Source organism: Chitinophagales bacterium (genome assembly GCA_020636495.1).
Taxonomy (GTDB): domain Bacteria; phylum Bacteroidota; class Bacteroidia; order Chitinophagales; family Chitinophagaceae; genus UBA5543.
Genome location: JACJXQ010000008.1, coordinates 627,632 through 645,888, shown reverse-complemented (window position 1 = coordinate 645,888; position 18,257 = coordinate 627,632). Strand labels below are relative to the sequence as shown.

The 18,257-nt window shown below is 43.5% G+C and carries 18 protein-coding genes; 8 read left to right on the top strand and 10 right to left on the bottom strand.

Annotated elements, in window-relative coordinates; all coding sequences use genetic code 11:
• Positions 1–9 precede the first annotated feature (9 nt).
• A complete protein-coding gene (locus H6550_02920) occupies positions 10–402 on the top strand; it encodes a hypothetical protein (protein MCB9045073.1) in 393 nt (130 codons plus the stop codon).
• A 15-nt stretch (positions 403–417) separates the two neighbouring features.
• Here the strand turns inward: H6550_02920 and H6550_02915 are convergent, their stop codons facing one another.
• Both H6550_02915 and H6550_02910 read right to left on the bottom strand, forming a co-directional pair.
• Complete coding sequence (locus tag H6550_02915; protein ID MCB9045072.1) at positions 418–885, bottom strand: LEA type 2 family protein; 468 nt, start codon at positions 883–885, stop codon at positions 418–420.
• 43 nt (positions 886–928) lie between these two features.
• A complete protein-coding gene (locus tag H6550_02910; protein ID MCB9045071.1) occupies positions 929–1,183 on the bottom strand; it encodes a hypothetical protein in 255 nt (84 codons plus the stop codon).
• 400 nt (positions 1,184–1,583) lie between these two features.
• On the opposite strand from H6550_02910, the gene H6550_02905 reads away from it, so the two are divergent.
• Together H6550_02905 and H6550_02900 are read left to right on the top strand one after the other, a co-directional pair.
• Complete coding sequence (locus H6550_02905) at positions 1,584–2,177, top strand: helix-turn-helix transcriptional regulator (GenBank protein ID MCB9045070.1); 594 nt, start codon at positions 1,584–1,586, stop codon at positions 2,175–2,177.
• Between the two features lie 126 nt (positions 2,178–2,303).
• Positions 2,304–3,800 carry a hypothetical protein gene (locus H6550_02900; GenBank protein MCB9045069.1) on the top strand — a complete coding sequence of 499 codons (1,497 nt, stop codon included), beginning with the start codon at positions 2,304–2,306 and terminating at the stop codon, positions 3,798–3,800.
• Between the two features lie 75 nt (positions 3,801–3,875).
• On the opposite strand, the gene H6550_02895 is transcribed toward H6550_02900, so the two are convergent.
• Positions 3,876–5,567 carry a T9SS type A sorting domain-containing protein gene (locus H6550_02895; protein ID MCB9045068.1) on the bottom strand — a complete coding sequence of 564 codons (1,692 nt, stop codon included), beginning with the start codon at positions 5,565–5,567 and terminating at the stop codon, positions 3,876–3,878.
• A gap of 215 nt (positions 5,568–5,782) precedes the next feature.
• Positions 5,783–7,480 (bottom strand): T9SS type A sorting domain-containing protein, encoded by a 1,698-nt coding sequence (locus H6550_02890; protein ID MCB9045067.1) that lies wholly within the window; start codon positions 7,478–7,480, stop codon positions 5,783–5,785.
• A gap of 325 nt (positions 7,481–7,805) precedes the next feature.
• On the opposite strand from H6550_02890, the gene H6550_02885 reads away from it, so the two are divergent.
• Complete coding sequence (locus H6550_02885) at positions 7,806–8,192, top strand: VOC family protein (protein MCB9045066.1); 387 nt, start codon at positions 7,806–7,808, stop codon at positions 8,190–8,192.
• Between the two features lie 159 nt (positions 8,193–8,351).
• Positions 8,352–8,885 carry a hypothetical protein gene (locus H6550_02880; GenBank protein MCB9045065.1) on the top strand — a complete coding sequence of 178 codons (534 nt, stop codon included), beginning with the start codon at positions 8,352–8,354 and terminating at the stop codon, positions 8,883–8,885.
• A gap of 2 nt (positions 8,886–8,887) precedes the next feature.
• Here the strand turns inward: H6550_02880 and H6550_02875 are convergent, their stop codons facing one another.
• Positions 8,888–10,021, bottom strand: coding sequence for a glycosyltransferase family 4 protein (locus H6550_02875; GenBank protein MCB9045064.1), 1,134 nt, complete (start codon positions 10,019–10,021; stop codon positions 8,888–8,890).
• Positions 10,022–11,145: 1,124 nt separating this feature from the next.
• Between H6550_02875 and H6550_02870 the strand changes: the two genes are divergently transcribed.
• Together H6550_02870 and H6550_02865 are read left to right on the top strand one after the other, a co-directional pair.
• Positions 11,146–11,595 carry a hypothetical protein gene (locus H6550_02870; GenBank protein MCB9045063.1) on the top strand — a complete coding sequence of 150 codons (450 nt, stop codon included), beginning with the start codon at positions 11,146–11,148 and terminating at the stop codon, positions 11,593–11,595.
• 93 nt (positions 11,596–11,688) lie between these two features.
• Positions 11,689–12,255, top strand: coding sequence for a hypothetical protein (locus H6550_02865; GenBank protein MCB9045062.1), 567 nt, complete (start codon positions 11,689–11,691; stop codon positions 12,253–12,255).
• 167 nt (positions 12,256–12,422) lie between these two features.
• Here the strand turns inward: H6550_02865 and H6550_02860 are convergent, their stop codons facing one another.
• Together H6550_02860 and H6550_02855 are read right to left on the bottom strand one after the other, a co-directional pair.
• Positions 12,423–13,478, bottom strand: a complete 1,056-nt coding sequence (locus H6550_02860) for a restriction endonuclease (GenBank protein MCB9045061.1) — start codon at positions 13,476–13,478, stop codon at positions 12,423–12,425.
• 1 nt (position 13,479) lies between these two features.
• On the bottom strand, positions 13,480–14,652 hold the full coding sequence (locus H6550_02855) for a DNA cytosine methyltransferase (protein MCB9045060.1): 1,173 nt from the start codon (positions 14,650–14,652) through the stop codon (positions 13,480–13,482).
• A gap of 129 nt (positions 14,653–14,781) precedes the next feature.
• On the opposite strand from H6550_02855, the gene vsr reads away from it, so the two are divergent.
• On the top strand, positions 14,782–15,189 hold the full coding sequence (gene vsr / locus H6550_02850) for a DNA mismatch endonuclease Vsr (protein MCB9045059.1): 408 nt from the start codon (positions 14,782–14,784) through the stop codon (positions 15,187–15,189).
• Positions 15,190–15,296: 107 nt separating this feature from the next.
• On the opposite strand, the gene H6550_02845 is transcribed toward vsr, so the two are convergent.
• Genes H6550_02845 through H6550_02835 form a run of 3 tightly spaced genes read right to left on the bottom strand, consistent with a single transcriptional unit; the run spans position 15,297 to position 18,200 of the window.
• Positions 15,297–16,532, bottom strand: a complete 1,236-nt coding sequence (locus H6550_02845) for a DUF1015 domain-containing protein (protein MCB9045058.1) — start codon at positions 16,530–16,532, stop codon at positions 15,297–15,299.
• 8 nt (positions 16,533–16,540) lie between these two features.
• Positions 16,541–17,626, bottom strand: coding sequence for a 3-phosphoserine/phosphohydroxythreonine transaminase (gene serC / locus H6550_02840; protein ID MCB9045057.1), 1,086 nt, complete (start codon positions 17,624–17,626; stop codon positions 16,541–16,543).
• On the bottom strand, positions 17,601–18,200 hold the full coding sequence (locus tag H6550_02835) for a DUF502 domain-containing protein (GenBank protein MCB9045056.1): 600 nt from the start codon (positions 18,198–18,200) through the stop codon (positions 17,601–17,603). The genes serC and H6550_02835 overlap by 26 nt, the downstream gene beginning before the upstream one ends.
• Positions 18,201–18,257 lie beyond the last annotated feature (57 nt).

Below are 18,257 nucleotides of genomic sequence, written 5' to 3'. Positions count from 1 at the left end.
CCGCTTTACATGAGGTTCCTATTGGTTATACTAATATACTGTGCTCAGCCTTTTGGCTCTTCAGGACAAACAGACACTATTGCTGAAATCAACGCTCAGCCCGACCAGCGTGTAATATTTCAATCTAAAGTGCGGCAACTGACCAGCTACCTGAATGAAGGAAACGAAAGTGCTGCAAACATCTTGTTCAAAGATGTTTCAAAAAGTATGGAAACCTTTATTAAAACGACACAGGCTGCTATAGACTCAGCAGACGGCAGCGAAAAAAGAAAACTCAAAGACAAACTTGATCGCCAACGCCAGCTCATGGCGCAGTTTCAGTCCTATCAGCCAAATCTCATCCGCAACCGCCAGTCTATTGACACGTGGACACACCAATTTGAAAAAACACTTTATCCCTGATGAGAATAAAATAAGTTAAAGTCCGGTAACGTTAAGCTCCTGCTTCCCTTTGTAACTTATAGGTACGTTGATAAATACACCTCTGCCGGCTTTTACATGCCCCTTCAGTTCTACGTCAATTGTATTATTTGCAAGTATCGCCAAGGCATTGGGTAATACCTGTTGCAGATCAGCGGTCAGGTTAACAGGTAATAAAAAAGTATCCAGGCCCGGCACATCATAGGTTTGCGCAAGCCTGGCATTACCTACTAGCCTGCCATTCAGGTAGAGGTCTATATTAGCGTCCTTCATGGTCATTCCGAATTTATTGGGGTTGTAAAACTGCACATCCATGCCAATTTTCGGGCGCATACTTACTTCCATTAGCCTGAAGTTCTTTACATCCTGGTATTCCAGGTCCTTAGGGTTAGCGCAAGACACAAATAAAATAGCTGTAACAGCAGCGAAAATGACAATATTAGCAAAAGACCTTACTCTTTCCATCGGTAAAAAAATCTGCGACAAATATAGGCTGAAACCAAAAGGCTTAATCAAAAAAACCTGTTAACTTGTAGAATAGCAATAATAACAATAGCATAACAGTAATGACAAATATCCACGAAGCTACTTTACTTCCTGTAGGAATGCCACTATCCCTTTGTGTCATTTTTTCAGCTCTCAGGTATTTGTTTGGATACTTTAGCTTATAGTACAAATTGCGAATCTCCACGGCAAAACGCCCTAATGTATTGACAATTATCTCCAATACCAGCGAGAATAATATTTCAAAAACAAGTTCCAATGTGTTCAAATATACAGGAATCTGTATGACTACCCATTAGTCATGGCAGAATATGCTGCCTATAAATACTGCTTATACCCGACAAGAAGCCCTTAAACCCGTTGAGATAGCAGAAATACCTACATTTGCACTCGTGGCAAGGGTATCGATAAAAATTAAAGCACAGCAGGTAGCTCCTATCGAGCGTATTCTGGGTCAGCAGATCCAGGTGCTGGAACGTATCCCCCTGCAAATAAACAACTATATTCATGCCGAATATATTGAGGTAAGTTACCCTGAAAACACCTGGCCGGAAGAACATGCCAGGCTTAACCTGTTCCCGATAGCAGACGGAAGTTTTTGTGTGCAATTACTTTACCTGCAGATAGATGATCAGCAAGAAACCGGGCGTATCTGCTGGATGGAATTCAAACCGGAATTCTTTGAACAATACCCGCTCGAAGCTTTGATGTCAGATATACCTTTCCGTTTCGACAGGGTTACTGAACAGCAGTTTGCCATCTGTACTCAAACTGCCAATTTGCTAGACAAGCTACTCAACACAGGAGAGCCCAGCGCCTTTACCAGGATATTACAGCAAACTGAAACGGCAACACACCTGCTGCGCAGGGCCATGGAGTGTATCATAGTTCCATTCACGGTTTGCCCGGTGCCCGCCTGCCGTTTCCTGGCCAATGACACTGAACGGGACAAAGTTGTAGAAGCTCAAAAGGTGATCCGTGAAAACCTGGACAGCCCTCTTACTATAAAAGAACTGTCACGTAAGGTTGCCATGAACGAATGCTACCTGAAAAAAGGATTCAAAGCACTTACAGGCAAAACCATACATGAATATACACAGGAGTTACGTATATCAAAGGCTAAAATATTATTACAGCAGGATGGTTACTCCGTATCAGATGTGGCCAACTCTCTGGGCTTCAGCAGCATCTCCCATTTCAGCACGGCATTCAAAAAAGCTACAGGGATGAAACCCTGCGAGTTGTTGGCATAATAGAGCATTCTGATAATCAATATTATATAAAGTAAGGAACTTTCAACCTGTTATCCCTGCCGTTTTTTCACAACATCTTAGGCTACAGGTTATTGTCGCATTGTTATGTCTTTATTATCTTTAACGATGTTCAAGGGATATTTTCGCGTTTTTCTCATTCTTTTTCCGCTGGTTTTCAGCTCTGTAACCAGCCCTTTTGCACAAACAAGCAATACAATTACCAACAATATTGAGCGTGCCCAGACACTGCTGAATGATGTGTATGCCGAGTTGAATTATAATAACACAGTAGGTGATTTAAAAATGTACATACACGGCACCTACATGCATGATGCTATGACCGAGCAAATGGGTGCTGCACGCGAGTTTCTGATGTCCGGTGTAATTACATTCAGTCATGGTGGAGAGCAACTTTTGAGGAAAGATACCTTCTCACGCATCGGTGAGAATACCATTACTTCATTTTATGATATCAATGACGAACATATTAATGTGACAGAGGCCAATGAGGTATTAAAGTTATCCGATAAAGACAGGGAAGCATACTTGTATCAGTCGCTAATATTCAGCCCGAACCTACTTTTGCAGGTTGTGCTGAAAGATGCATCGCGCAATAGCTTCATTGCTTCCGAAGACAAATACCATATTATTCGCCACAACAACAGAGCAGGCAATGCTTATTTCCTGTATATTAATTCGAAAACATATTACCTTGAAAAAATAGAACAACCCATGTACGACCCGGTTTCAGGCGACTACTTCCGTACCATAACTTATAGCAACTACGATGTTCAGGATGGCTACCAGGCACCGGGCAAAATAGTCATATCAAGGGATAGTACAGTGCTTTACAATTTATCTGTTGATATCAGGGAGATTTTGCCTCGCGTAGATTATGGCACAATGAGACTTAGCCAGAAAGACATTGGCGAGTGGTTGTACCTTGTGCCGATGGCCAAATGGAACTGCAAGACTGTTATTGCCGACATGAAAGATTTTCTTGTTGTTTTTGAACCACCGGGCACTAATGAGGCTGGCTATACTTTAATAGACAACATAAAAAGGGCCTATCCAGGCAAAGAAATTAAATACTGTGTAGTATCTCACCAACACCCCGAACATATCGGCGGTATCAGGCCTTTTATGGAAGATGGTGCCATCATAGTTACAACAGAAGCGAACAGAAGCTATTTCCAGGGTATTGCACGTAACAGGCACTTATTTTCCCCGGACGTGAGAGTAAAGAAATACATCACACCTAAATTCCTATTCGTAACATTGAACAAACAGGAAATAAAGGCCGGTGAAAGAGTGATCCAACTATTTCTGCTGAACAAGAAATCATACCATACCGATGATTATATCATTTCTTATATCCCTTCTGAAAAATTGCTCATTGAAGGTGACCTGATAAAAACATGGAACCTGAAAGAGCGTGCGTTGGATAAAAAAGAGCGCGGGCTGGTCGAGTTTATTGACGATATGAAGATCAATGTGAAGCAGGTAGTACAAACATGGCCACTTGAAAACTCGCCACATGTGTTTGATTACGACCTGATAAAACCTGAGTCAAATAATAAGTTGCTGAAAGGAACAAAGAAAGTGCTGGATGCTTTCAATTAACATTAATAGTGCTATACAATAAAAGGTCAGCTTGTGTAAGCTGACCTTTTTATTTTAAGATGATGATTAATGCTATTACAACTTGGTAAATCTTGAACGTGCCACTTGCTGATTACCCTCATCCAATAACTCTACCATATATATTCCTGCAGGCAACCTGCTTACATCCACACCTGTGCGGCTACCCTGGTTCTCTATATTACCTATCAATACTGTACTGCCTGTCTTGTCTATCACTTTGTACTTCATATTCGCAGTATTGGCTGTGCTGTTAAGCCTGATGTACAACTCCGAACTACCTGTTGGATTAGGATACAAAACCATAACCTCATCGCCGCCTATAGAATTAACAGATGTTGCCGGCGCTACACTCAATGTTGCAAATTCGCTGGTATCTCCCGGTGTAATACAACCCGAACTGGTGCCTACTATACAACGGAACCGGAAACCGTCCTGAACGTGGCTGACACCCAACACATGGAGAATATTGGTCTTTACACCCGAATAGATACCGCCGTCATTAATAAAGGCAAAGGTGTCAGGACCGGCCACCTGCCAGCGATAAGTAGCATACTTGCCCGATGCCTGTACGCTGAATACAATATTTTCTCCCTGCTTGGCCTGTACATCTTTGGGAGGTATAGCTACCGTAGGTATCGAATTAACTGTCAATGTCAGGTTAGTTGATGTACCTACGTCGCATATACCCGTAACCACACACCTGAACTGGCTGCCATCCAGTGTATCTAATACATCAGATATGGTCAGTTTATTGCCTGATTGTACATAAGGATACTGATTGGGGACATCTATAAAACCTCCGTTCACATATACCTGCCATTTATAACTTACAAGACTACCCGTACCTTTAACTTCCAGGTCTTTCGAGGCATGTACACAGGTAGTGTCTTTTACAGGCAATGGATCTAAATGAACCAGGCCATTCACTGTAAGCTGGGCGTCAAGGCTCGTATCTATACACGTAGACTTCATGGCCAGGCAACGGTATTTATTGCCATTAAAACTGAATGGTGTGTTCTTTACCGTTAATGAATTGGTAGTTACGCCTTCGTAGTTTGCACCATTGCTTATGTCCGCAAAACCGCTGCCCTCATCTACCTGCCACTGGTATGTGCTCACATCAGTTGCGCTTGCGTTAAATTTTGCCTGTTGGTTCTCACATATCGTTACAGGATTAGGACTCGAAGTAATAGCTGTATGACAAGTCTCGTAATACATTTCAACGCGACTGATATAACCACTGGGTTCTGTCCAGTAATTAGGAATACCTGATGACGGCATGTTACCCTGGTAACCCATTCTTTTTAATGTAACATTATGACCGGATATACTGGAAGTAACAGTTGTCGGGTCACCATATGAGTTCACGGTTCCCGCTGTACCTAATATCGCTATTTTTTGCCCGGCAGTTATTGGAATATTCACTGTTTGTATCACACCATTGGTGGCATTGTAAATTAATGCCAGTGTTGTGAAATTTGAAGAAGTTGTAGGATATGACACAGGGGTATTGTCATTGATCCTTATCACCTGTATTCTCTGTAATCCCGATCCGGCCTGCGAGGGTACACGCAATCCTGTAATAATAAAATCAATAGGCGCGGTAAACCAATAACCCCGTACTGCGCTTGAATACGTGTATGATTGGCTGGGTATAGCCATCATTGTTTGCGCCTTACCATACTGTAACGACAACAATGTAGCAAATGCAACAAGCAACAAGTTTGTGTATTTGTTGTGTATCATAATCAACAAGTTTTAATAAAATTGAAATAACATTTTCGTACCTGTTGAAATTTAGTCACATTACATATTGTCTCAAATTTTCACCATCTTGATTAATTTACATTTAACCCGATATGAGTAGTTTTAAAACAATCTTCATTTTATATTAATCAAATTAAAAAGGGGCATGATATCATGCCCCTTTAAATAATATGTTTTATTTTACTATTTCATCATTACAACTTGGTAAACCTTGAACGTGCCACTTGCTGATTACCCTCATCCAATAACTCTACCATATATATTCCTGCAGGCAACCTGCTTACATCCACACCTGTGCGGCTACCCTGGTTCTCTATATTACCTACCAATACAGTCCTGCCCGTCTTGTCTATCACTTTGTACTTCATATTCGCAGTATTGGCTGCTCCGTTAAGCCTGATATATAACTCAGAACTACCTGTTGGATTAGGATACAACACCATCAACTCGTCACCTCCTATAGAATTAACAGATGTTGCCGGCGCTACACTCAGCATCGCAAATTCACTGGTGTCTCCCGCTGTAATACAACCCGAACTGGTGCCTACTATACAACGGAACCGGAAACCGTCCTGAACGTGGCTGACACCCAACACATGGAGAATATTGGTCTTTACACCCGAATAGATACCGCCGTCATTAATAAAGGCAAAGGTGTCAGGACCGGCCACCTGCCAGCGATAAGTAGCATACTTGCCCGATGCCTGTACGCTGAATACAATATTTTCTCCCTGCTTGGCCTGTACATCTTTGGGAGGTATAGCTACCGTAGGTATCGAATTAACTGTCAATGTCAGGTTAGTTGATGTACCTACGTCGCATATACCCGTAACCACACACCTGAACTGGCTGCCATCCAGTGTATCTAATACATCAGATATGGTCAGTTTATTGCCTGATTGTACATAAGGATACTGATTGGGGACATCTATAAAACCTCCGTTCACATATACCTGCCATTTATAACTTACAAGACTACCCGTACCTTTAACTTCCAGGTCTTTCGAGGCATGTACACAGGTAGTGTCCTTGGCGGGTAGCGGATCTAAATGAACCAGCCCGTTCACTGTTAGCTGTGCGTCAAGGCTCGTATCTATACATGTAGACTTCATGGCCAGGCAACGGTATTTATTGCCATTAAAACTGAATGGTGTGTTCTTTACCGTTAATGAATTGGTAGTTACGCCTTCGTAGTTTGCACCATTGCTTATGTCCGCAAAACCGCTGCCCTCATCTACCTGCCACTGGTATGTGCTCACATCAGTTGCGCTTGCGTTAAATTTTGCCTGTTGGTTCTCACATATCGTTACAGGATTAGGACTCGAAGTAATAGCTGTATGACAAGTCTCGTAATACACCTCAACACGACTTATACTGGTACTTGCCGGCTCTGTCCAGTAATTAGGTATGCCCGATGTACTCATATTGCCCTGATAGCCAATCCTGGCCAATGTGATAGAATTACCCATTATGGATGCAGAAACCGCAGTACCATTGCCATACGAATTTGAAGTTCCAGCCTGGCCTACAACACCTATTTTTTCACCTGCATGTATAGGTATGTTCACAGTTTGTATCACACCATTTGTTGCCCCATATACTATACCCAGCGATGTAAAGTTGGTGGACGTGGTTGAATAAACTACAGGAGTATTATCATTGATACGAAACACCTGTATATATTGCAACCCTGATCCCGCATCTGAAGGTACACGTAAACCCGTTATCACAAAATCTACAGGGGCCGTAAACCAGAACCCTCTTATACTACCGTTATACACACTTGAGTGAGGGGGCAGTTGAATCATTGTCTGAGCATAACTACCGGGTAATGCAAATATTACCAATGCTAATGCCAGCGAAAAGCGTATTAATTTTTTTATAACAAACATTTTAACAGCTATTAATAATTTGATTTAATAGATTTTCGTTCGAGGTTTTTATTACCGAGCATAGATGCTTTACAAGCCACCTTACGCAATAAAAACTTATCGGAAGTTAAAATATTTAATACCTGTAGCCATTTGCGACAATTGATTTTAATTTACAATTAATTATAAAATTAAACGTATTTAATCTGAAGTTTTGCAGTGTTCAGGACACCTCCACTTCTATAATCAAATTCCTAACAATACTTAAAATGTCAGTTTTTTAAGATTTGGTAATAATACCATTGCATTACGAGCCTTACATTTGATATACTAAAAACTTATTCATATGCAAAATGCAAACGCTCTTAACTGGTTTGAAATTCCGGCAACAGATATCAACCGTGCAAAAACATTTTATGAGACCATCTTCGGCATAGACATGGGCGAAGTGGTAGACATGATGGGCATGCAAATGGTCATGTTCCCTGTTGAGCCCACAAGCGGCAAAGTAGGTGGCGGACTGGCACAAAGCGCCATGCACAAACCATCACATGACGGAAGTATTGTGTACCTGAACGCAAACGAAGCCGGCATGCAAAACGTCCTTGATCGTATTGAGAATGCAGGTGGACAGATAGCTATGCCCCGCACCAAAATAAGCGATGATATCGGTTACATGGCCTTTTTCATTGATAGCGAGGGCAATAAAATGGCACTGCATTCAGGCAACTGATACCAGGAACAAGCATCGTTTATAAAGGGAGCGCGCCGACAGGTTACTCCCTTTTTTATTTTATTCACCTGCGGTTAAACAAGTTATTTTAACAAGCCCTAAGCCATAAAATAACTGCTGTTTGGCTATATTTACCCTTTGAAAAATCCGGGATACAATATGAAAAGAACTTCACTGATAGCATGCGCATTAGCAATATGTTTTGCAACCCAGGCACAGATAGGTGATGTGTCGGCAGCAAAAAAGTCAGCATTCCTGGCGGCAAAAAGCATGGACGAAGCTATGGTGAACAAACGCTACGATGACTATGCCGCATTTATACATCCCCGCGTGCTGGAGAATGTGAAGGGTGGCCGTGCCGGTATGACCATACAAGTGGCCGAACAGATCAAAGAACTGGAAGAATCGGGCAACCTGCTGACGGCTGTGTGGCCCAACATGCCCGAGAATATGCTGGACACCAACGGCGAGTGGCAATGCGTACTACCCCAATATATGGAATACCGCCTGCCTGAAGGCAAAATAAAAGCCACAACTTCACTCATAGGCCTGTCGCCGGACAAGGGTAAGACCTGGTACTTCCTTGATGTAGCGGAACGCAACCTGGCCCAGATGCGCCAGCTATTCCCCAACCTGAGTTCTAAACTGGTAATACCAGCAGCGGTATCCCCACAGTTTACCGCCGACAAATAACATCAAACCAAAGAACGGTATACATCCATAACGGCTGAGGCGCAAACTTCGGGCGTGAAGTTTTGTGCGTGCACCAATCCTTTGGCTATCATGTCATCCCTCAGTGCAGTGCTGGTGCTTACATCATATATTGCCTGTGCCATATCCTCTACACTCTGCGGATCGATATAGCGGGCGGCGTCTCCTCCCGTCTCGGGCATGCAGGAGACATTGGATGTGATGACCGGCAGGCTGCTCCACAATGCTTCCAGAACGGGAATGCCGAAGCCTTCGAAAACGGAGGGATAGAGCATAGCGTGCGCCCCATGATAGATAGCCGGCATATCTGCCCCTGACACGCCTCCCGGCCTTTCGCTCAGGAAGAGGACCTTGTCCTGCAGGCCGTGGGTGGTTATATATTCCTTTACCTGCTTCATATAATCGCCACCCGTGCCTATTACTGCCAGCGGAATGTCCAGCCTGTCCTTGAGGCTGTGCAAAGCGGCGCAGACGTTCAGCAGGTTTTTGCGCTCTATGACGCTACCCACGCTGAGCAGGTATTGCTGCGGCAGGCCGTATTTCTCGCGCGCCTGCTTTTGTGCCTCCTCGCTAACTGGTTGTGCAAAACCCGGGTTACAGCTCTGGTAGCAGACCTTTATTTTGTTCTCAGGTACGTTGTAGTACGACATAAGGTCGGATTTGGTCTGGTGACTGATGGCTATGACCACATCGGCATGAGCGGCGGCGTAGCGGAATTTCTTCCGGTACACGGCCACATCGATGGGCTTGTATTGTTTGGGGTAACGCTCGAATATCAGGTCGTGCATGGTGACGACGGTGCGGATGCCCGTGCGCTGCAGGCCTACCGGCAGCTCGTGGCTGAGGCCATGATACAGATCTACACGAAGGCGCTGCAGGTCGTGGCGGACACCATTGCTGCGCCACAGGGCAGGAACGGCCTTGTACAGCCCCTGCGGGGTATGCACCTGTATATTGCCCCCCTGCTGTGGCTGAAACAGCGTACCCATCTTGGGGGTCATGAGGTGGTATTGGTGTTGCGGATAGCCGGCAAACAGGGCGCTGAGCAGGTTGCGGCTGTATTGCCCCAGTCCTGTGTTGTTGAGAAAAGCCCGTTTGGCGTCGAAAGCTATGCGCATGGGGTAAAGATAAGGGGATTTATAATTGTGTTTTCTACTCTTCCCGTTATGCCATGCCCCGACACTGTATCTCTCAACATGAGGGTCAGGTAACTCCGGTCAGCTTTCCGTTCATTTCTTTTGCCCCTCCAAAAGAAACGAACCAAAGAAAAAGAGGCCGAAACCATAAGCTTCAATGGTTTCGGAGGGTGCCCTGATGGTACTACATTACTACTGCGCTGCCGGGCTCGAGGATCTTAATTGTTTTCCATTTTTTGTTAAGTATTGTTAACCTATCGATGATTTTTTCTTTGTGTTAACGAGTTCGCAAGCTCAGTTGTTAACCTATCGATGATTTTTTCTTTGTGTTAACGAGTTCGCAAGCTCAGTTGTTAACCTATCGATGATTTTTTCTTTGTGTTAACGAGTTCGCAAGCTCAGTTGTTAACCTATCGATGATTTTTTCTTTGTGTTAACGAGTTCGCAAGCTCAGTTGTTAACCTATCGATGATTTTTTCTTTGTGTTAACGAGTTCGCAAGCTCAGTTGTTAACCTATCGATGATTTTTTCTTTGTGTTAACGAGTTCGCAAGCTCAGTTGTTAACCTATCGATGATTTTTTCTTTGTGTTAACGAGTTCGCAAGCTCAGTTGTTAAGTGAATTGATGGTATTTAACTCGTTCATTTCGGTTGTTGTGTTTTGTTGTGAAAAATGGATGTTCTCGCGAGTCAACCACCCCGATCGGGCTACATCCACCATAGGCGGACCGCCCGATATGCCTCCCTGAGAACAGGAGGGGAGCTACTTCTTCCCTGATCGGTTTTTTCATGGCTTTTATTGCAATTTCATTAATAGCAAATATACAATATTTAGTCAATATTATCAAATATGTATTTCTATGACTTTTTGCTGTATGCGGGTGTTAGTATATGTATGTCCCTTATATATAGTAAAGAGGCATGAAAAACGGGTACCCTCAAAATGTAAGTATAAAGAGGATCTATTTATTACAGAAACAAGTATATGTCGTTCGGATATTTGTGGTGCAATGTATCTGACGAACCGGTTCACCAAAAGATGTCTTGTACGCGGAATCCGAAAAGCGTAAAACAGAGTAGGAACAAAAAAATCTAAATTTTATCAAAATGAAAAAAGCATTCTTATTCTTAATGATCTGTTTCTCAGCATTTACCTACCAGGCACAGGCCATAGGTATCGAAGTTAGTTTTGAAAGGGGTATCCGTGAGTGGAACGAAGACCAATCACAATATGCCTGCATCGGTCCTAAAAAGACCTGTAAATTCACTTTCAAAATAGATTTCTCCCTGGCTATGTTTGCTGATGTTGCCCCGATGCCAGCCGGCGAAGGTGGTGTTTTCAACAACAACGGTGCGCTGACCGTGGTTATGCCTATATCTGCCATTACCGATCCTACCTGGAGCCAGATGTTTACCGGCACTTTCTTTGAGCTGTCTGCCGACTATCACCTGACACCGCAGGAGCAGGCCGCACTGGGTGCCAACTGTCCTGCTATCATACCGGCCGGCAACTACCCTTACGTTATCCAGAATAACGTAGTTGTTATCGCCATATAATCAATACACCAACAGCACTTTGCGCCTCCATGTGTTGCGCAAAGTGCTGTTATTATTTTTTAAACGAACTGTTATTAAAAAAACTATCGTGAGATGAACAAGTACCATACATACCTGCTGGCGGCTGTAGCCGTGTTGTTGTGCCTGGCCACCAACGCACAGGGGCTGAATGAAAAGGAAAGGGCCTTTATCGGGGAGCATAATATACAACTGGTAGACAGTACGGTATTATTCCGCGACCTGATGAAGGACAACGGGAAGGTGAAAATGGTGGTGATATTTACCAACTATTGCCCGGGCACACCACTGATGTTTGAGAATATAAAGAAGTTTAATGAACAGTATGCCGACAGGATAGAATATATATTGTGCAGCAGTGCAGGCAGCCACGAGCTACGCACCCTGGCTAAGGTGCCGGAGGCCAACGGGTATACCGGCAGAGTGTATTTTATAGACCCTGAACACTACCGCGAATACCGGGACGATGAGCGAAAAAAGGGCCTCCTGTTCAGGAATGCCATTTGCGGCCCTTGCAGGAACGAGGTGATAGGCACTCCTTATTACCTGTTCTTCGATACGCACAGTAACATCCTGTTTCACGGGTATAGCACCCGCAACGATTTTAATGCTTTGCTGGGCGAATATTTTAAACAACAATAATAACCATCGCAGGGGCGGGCAGACTCTCCCTGCGCTGTTTGTTTCATATATAGCATCCCGGTATTTGCCGGGATCTTTTGGTTTTGGGGTGTATACACTCTGCGACCTGCTGAACCTCTTCAGACCGCCGGATGAGATGGAGGGGGGAGGGGGTATATTTTTTGACGTTAAGTCATCATTACACTTTCCATGTAACAATCTAAAAAATCCTCTGTAACTCCTTTTAGCTTCCTTCGTTGACAAAGATTATATAATTCTTCCACTGAGGAGTATGGAAAATACTGGGCATTTAAGGGTTTAAATTGCTCTTTGTTTATTTCTTTAATTACTTTTTCCCGCTCTTCGTCCGGAGCAACAATCACGTAGCGAGTTTTAATCGAAGGTACCATATCATAAAACTCCTGCATTCTAGACAACCCAGATGTAACGCCTGTAGAATGTTCTATTTCCATAACCGCAGGCATTAACTTACCATTTTTGAACCAAATGCAATCTATCAATGCAGCGGCTTTTACAGCTTCTGACATAGACCGTATTACAGTTCCCTCATTCAAAGAAGCAATAACACCTTCATACTCACTTATTTTTTTGTCTTTATACTCTATGCTCCTATCATTTCTGGCTATCCATGTACTGTAACCCAACTGTTTACCAATAAAATACAGTGCGATCTGAATTTGTGAATGTCTTCTTTTTATGTCAATATCTATTTCACCTTTCAGTAATTCAATTGGAATATCTAACGAGTCATAAATCGCATCTTGTTGAACAATTTCTGAGATTACAATATCGGTATCAATTGGTGTAGCAATCCCATTTTTATGTACATTGTCAGGATTCCATAAAACATGTTTGTGACCATGTTTTATTTTTGTTTTACCTGCTATGTTTTCAACACGCCCTGGATAACAATAGTAAAATTGTGGTGTGTGTACAATTAAAGCTTCGAGTACAGATCTTGTATTATAACTAGCCCCTAATACACGGTCAAAATTTATTGGTCTTAAAGGACTAAATGCATTTGCAATTCTCCAAATCATTTCTGTAGAAATAGAGACCTCTTCCGCAGTACCTTCGCTTTCTCCTTTTTCAGCATTCCACCGCTTGACTCTAATTGGGCCTTCAGGACCATCTATGGACAATATTTTTATTTGGCCCTTGTTTCTATTACTTACGTAATGATATAGGTTATTCTTATCTAAATGTTTAATAAAAGTAACAATGTTATATGCTGTTAATTTTTGCATGGCTTTCTTTTACGTCTTTTATAGGGTTATCGAATAGAAAATCCAATATTGTTTTTGCGAGGCCAGAACTTAATAGATATGGAACACCATTACCTATTGACTTAAACATATTTGTTAACGAGATGTCTTCCGGAATAATAAAATCACTAGGCAAGCTTTGAACTGCTAATGCTTCTGCTACTGTAATACGTCTTGCTTTATATGGATGCAGATGGACTTCATTATTCCCATATGCAGCTGTTGGTGAATATCGCCATCTGTGAAGTCTTTTATATGACTTTTTAAGGTCATCTCCTTCCTGAATTTCAACAAATCGTTTTAATCCGGCCCTAGGCTTAAAGTAATGTTCTGAATTATTATGGTTCGAAACATCATTTTGAATAAACCAATGTTGAACAGTTAACTCTTCAGGAATACCCTCAGGCATATTAGTTATTGAATCAGGACGGAAAGGATCTAAACCGGGCCAATTATATTTAAAAACATCATCCTTATTATACGACGTATGCTTAAACCAATCAAAATTTTGGATTATTGGTGAACCATTCAATACAAATCCTAAATCACTTAAAAGATTACGTTTAAATCCTATCAGAATTATCCTGTCACGATTTTGAGCAACTCCATATTCAATTGAATTGACTAGTCTTTCAGTTAAATAGTAATTATTGGAAATGAGCTTGTTTTTTAATTCATCAAAAAAAGCTCGGTGTTTCTTTGTTCTATACAGCCCCTTTACATTTTCAAATAAGAAAAAATCAGGATTGAGTTTATTGATTAACTCTACATACGAGCCAGATAATTTGCCATTCTCACCACTTCTTCCTTTATTTTTCCCAGCTACAGAAAAATCAGGACATGGAGGTCCTCCAATAAAGCCAATGAGATCATGTTGTTTCCTTGCATCGGCGAGATTAGACTTCAATGTATTCAAATCTGTTGATGCCAGATAATTTTCAATACTTTTTACATTAATCCCATATTCAGGTCCTGAAATATTCATTTTATTTCTTGAACCTGAATATATATCTGCAAATGGTTGATGGAACTCATTTACAAATAGTGTGTGAAATCCATTCTGCTCAAATCCTAAATCCAAAAAACCTGCACCGGAAAAGAATGAAAATATGCCAATTTTACGGTCTATCATTGGAGGCAAATTATTTCAAATATTTCTGAAAATCAATTATTACTTATCCACGTCTAACTGGACAACAAATGAAGATTCAGAGTAGTGAATAATATTGTAAATTAGGCAAATACACTTCAAAGAATAATTATGACTGACATATGGCCTGAAAATAAGCGTAAGGAAGTAATGTCAAAGATCAGGTCGAAAGACACAAAACCTGAAATGTTACTTCGTAAAGCTTTATTCCAATCAGGATACAGATACAGGATACATTACAAGCAATTACCCGGTAAACCTGACATTGTTTTTCCCAAAAAAAAGATTGCCATATTCGTACATGGTTGTTTCTGGCACCATCACAAAGATTGCCGCGAAGGCAGGATACCTGATACTAATTCGAAATTCTGGAAAGAAAAGCTGGAAAAAAATATTAATAGAGATGCCCGGCATGTAGCAGAAATACAAAAAATGGGTTGGAAAGTGATTGTGGTTTGGGAATGTGAAGTAGAAAAACAACTTAACTCTACACTGGAAAAGATCAAAGACATGATGTAGCATACGGTCTATTTTATTACACAGCACCCACGTAACCTTTTACGCAAAAAAAAGAGGCGCTTGCGCGCCTCTCAGTATGTTAGCCCCTTAAGGGGTTGGGGGTTCATTTATATCATATACACCACTAAGCCGTCGCGGGTTTTGGGCTCAAACCAGGTGCTTTTGGGTGGCATTACGTTGCCGCTGTCGGCAATGTCAAAAAGCTGCTGTATGCTTACGGGGTAGCAGGCAAAGGCCGCCGCCATGTCGCCGCTGTCTACACGTTTTTCCAGCTCGCCCAGTCCGCGTATGCCGCCTACAAAATCTACACGGTAGTCGGTGCGTGGGTCTTTTATGTCCAGCAGTTTTGTGAGTACGTTGTTCTGCAGTATGGTCACGTCCAGTATGCCTATGGGGTCGGTGGTATAGGTGCCCTCTTTGGCGGTGAGCTTATACCAGTTGCCGCCCAGGTACAGGCCAAACTCGTGCAGTGCCTGCGGCTTATACTGCTCTTTGCCCATGGGCTCAGACAGTTCAAAGTCGTTCTTCAGCGCGGAGAGGAACTCATCGTTGCTCATGCCGTGCAGGTCGGTCACCACGCGGTTGTAATCAATAATAAGCAGTTGCGTATCGGGGAAGATGCAGGTAACAAAATAGTTGCTCCTGTCGTCGGCGGTACCTTCGGCTACCAGTGCCTCGCGCACTTTAGCGCCCGATGCGGCACGGTGGTGCCCGTCGGCTATATAGGTGGCAGGCACCTTCTCGTCAAACAGTTTGGTAATGCTGTCTACGGTGTCCTTATCGTTCACCACCCATACGGTGTGGCCTATACCATCTTCTGATATAAAGTCGTAGTCGGCATCGTGTGCTGCCTTCCAGTCTTCGATGATCTTGTTCACATCGGCCTGCTCGCGGTAGGCCAGGAATACGATACCCGTTTGCGCACGTGTGGTCTTTATATGGTTGATACGGTCGTTCTCCTTTACCGGGCGGGTGAACTCGTGCTTTTTGATAATACCATTGTTATAATCCTCTACCGACGAACCGCAGATGAGGCCCGTTTGCGCGCGGCCGTTCATCACCAGGCGGTAAATGTAGTAGCAAGGCTCCCTGTCTTCTACCAGTATACCTTCTTCAATCAGGTGGTTGAGGTTCTCTTTCGCCTTGTCGTACACCTGCTGGCTATGCACGTCTATATCCGCAGGCAGGTCTATCTCGGAGCGGGTAACGTGGTAAAAGTGATATGGTTCGTCTTTGTAAGCCCTTGCTTCTTCTACATTCACTACGTCGTATGGTAGTGTTGCTACTTCCTGTGCCAGTTCCTGTATGGGCCTTAATCCTTTAAAAGGGGTAATCTTTGCCATGTATCTATTTATAGTTTATTATTCAATTCAAATTCCTGCATTGCCGCCACTACGTATTTTACATCTTCTACGCTGATGGCGTTGTATAACGAGGCCCTGAACCCGCCCACAGAGCGGTGGCCTTTGATGTTAAGTATTCCGTTCTCTGTACAAAAGCTGTTGAAGAGTTCGCCCGTTTTTTCGTTCACCGCGCGGAAACATACGTTCATCATGCTCCTGTCGCTGTGCTGTACGGTGGTGCTAAATAAAGCATTCCGCTCTACTTCGTCGTACAAAAGGGTGGCTTTTATTTTGTTCTCTTCTTCTATGGTAGCGATGCCTTTGTTCTTTATCCACCTGAGTGTGAGCAGCGATACATATATGGCAAACACGGGTGGTGTGTTGAGCACCGAGTTCTTTGCCGCGTGCTGCGCATAGCTGAGCATGGGCGGCAGTTTTCGGCCGATGCGTTGCAGCATATCCTTGCGCATTACAACCAGCGTAGCGCCCGCAGGGCCGATATTCTTTTGTGCTACGGCGTAGAACATGGCGCAGTTGGTATAGTCTGTCAAACGGCTGAAGATGTCGCTGCTCATATCGGCTATAAGTGGTACATCTGCATTGGGCAACCCGGGCCATTGCGTGCCGTAAATAGTATTGTTGGTGGTGATGTGCAGGTAGGCAAGGTCTGCGGGAATTTCTGCAGGCCAGTCGGGCAATAGCTGATAACCGTGCTTTTTTGACGAGCTGAGCACGGACACTTTTCCGTAATACTCAGCATGCTTTATGGCATCTGCAGCCCATGAGCCACTGTCTACATAACCCGCGGTTTGCTCCTCGCCGAGGAAGTTCATTGGGATCATGGCAAATTGCAGTCGCCCGCCGCCGTGCATCCACATTACTTCGTAGTCATCGCCCAGGCCGCAGAGCTCTTTTACCAGTGCTTTGCTCTCTTCCAGTATCTCATTAAAAAAAACGCCACGGTGCGGTATGCTGAGTACCGACATGCCCGTATGCTCGTAGTTGAGCACAGCTTCCGCAGCCTGCTGTAGTACGAGTTGCGGCAGGGCCGCAGGCCCGGCGTTCAGATTAATGGCTTTTCCCGAATAGATCATGTTTGTGTTCTTCTACACTACTGGTAATACCGCCGCTCACGGCAAACTTCATGGCCTCGGCTGAGTTCATTTTAGTGACGGGCTTTATATTATTGGCATCTACCACTATCACCCAGCCTGATATGGCATAGGAGTGCGGCAGGTAGACGGAGACCTTTCCGGCCATGCCTACAAATGCAAGGTCTTTCTGTGTCATGAAGCCAATGCGCCACATTTCGGGGTGCAGGTTGGTACACACCCAAACGGGGGTATTGAAACGTTTTTTATCGCCCATGAAGGAGTCCATCACGTCTTTGATAGACGAGTAGATGAACTTGATGCCGGGGGTGTTTTGCAACAGGTAGTCGAACCCGTCGATAACCATGCGGCCGATGAACAGGCGTGTGCCCAGGTAACCGATGGTGGTAACCACGCCGATAACCAGCAGGAAGCCCAGCCCGCGCGGCAATGAGGGGATGAGTGTATCAATACTATCAAATACAGCATAAATGATATAAGCCGTTACCGCAATGGGGCTGAGTATCAGTATGCCCTGCAGAAAAGACCGTACTATTAAACCTGTAATTCTACGCATATCGAAAATGTTCGTTGGGCAAAGGTACAAAGTTGCGATAGGAAAGTATATTTGTTA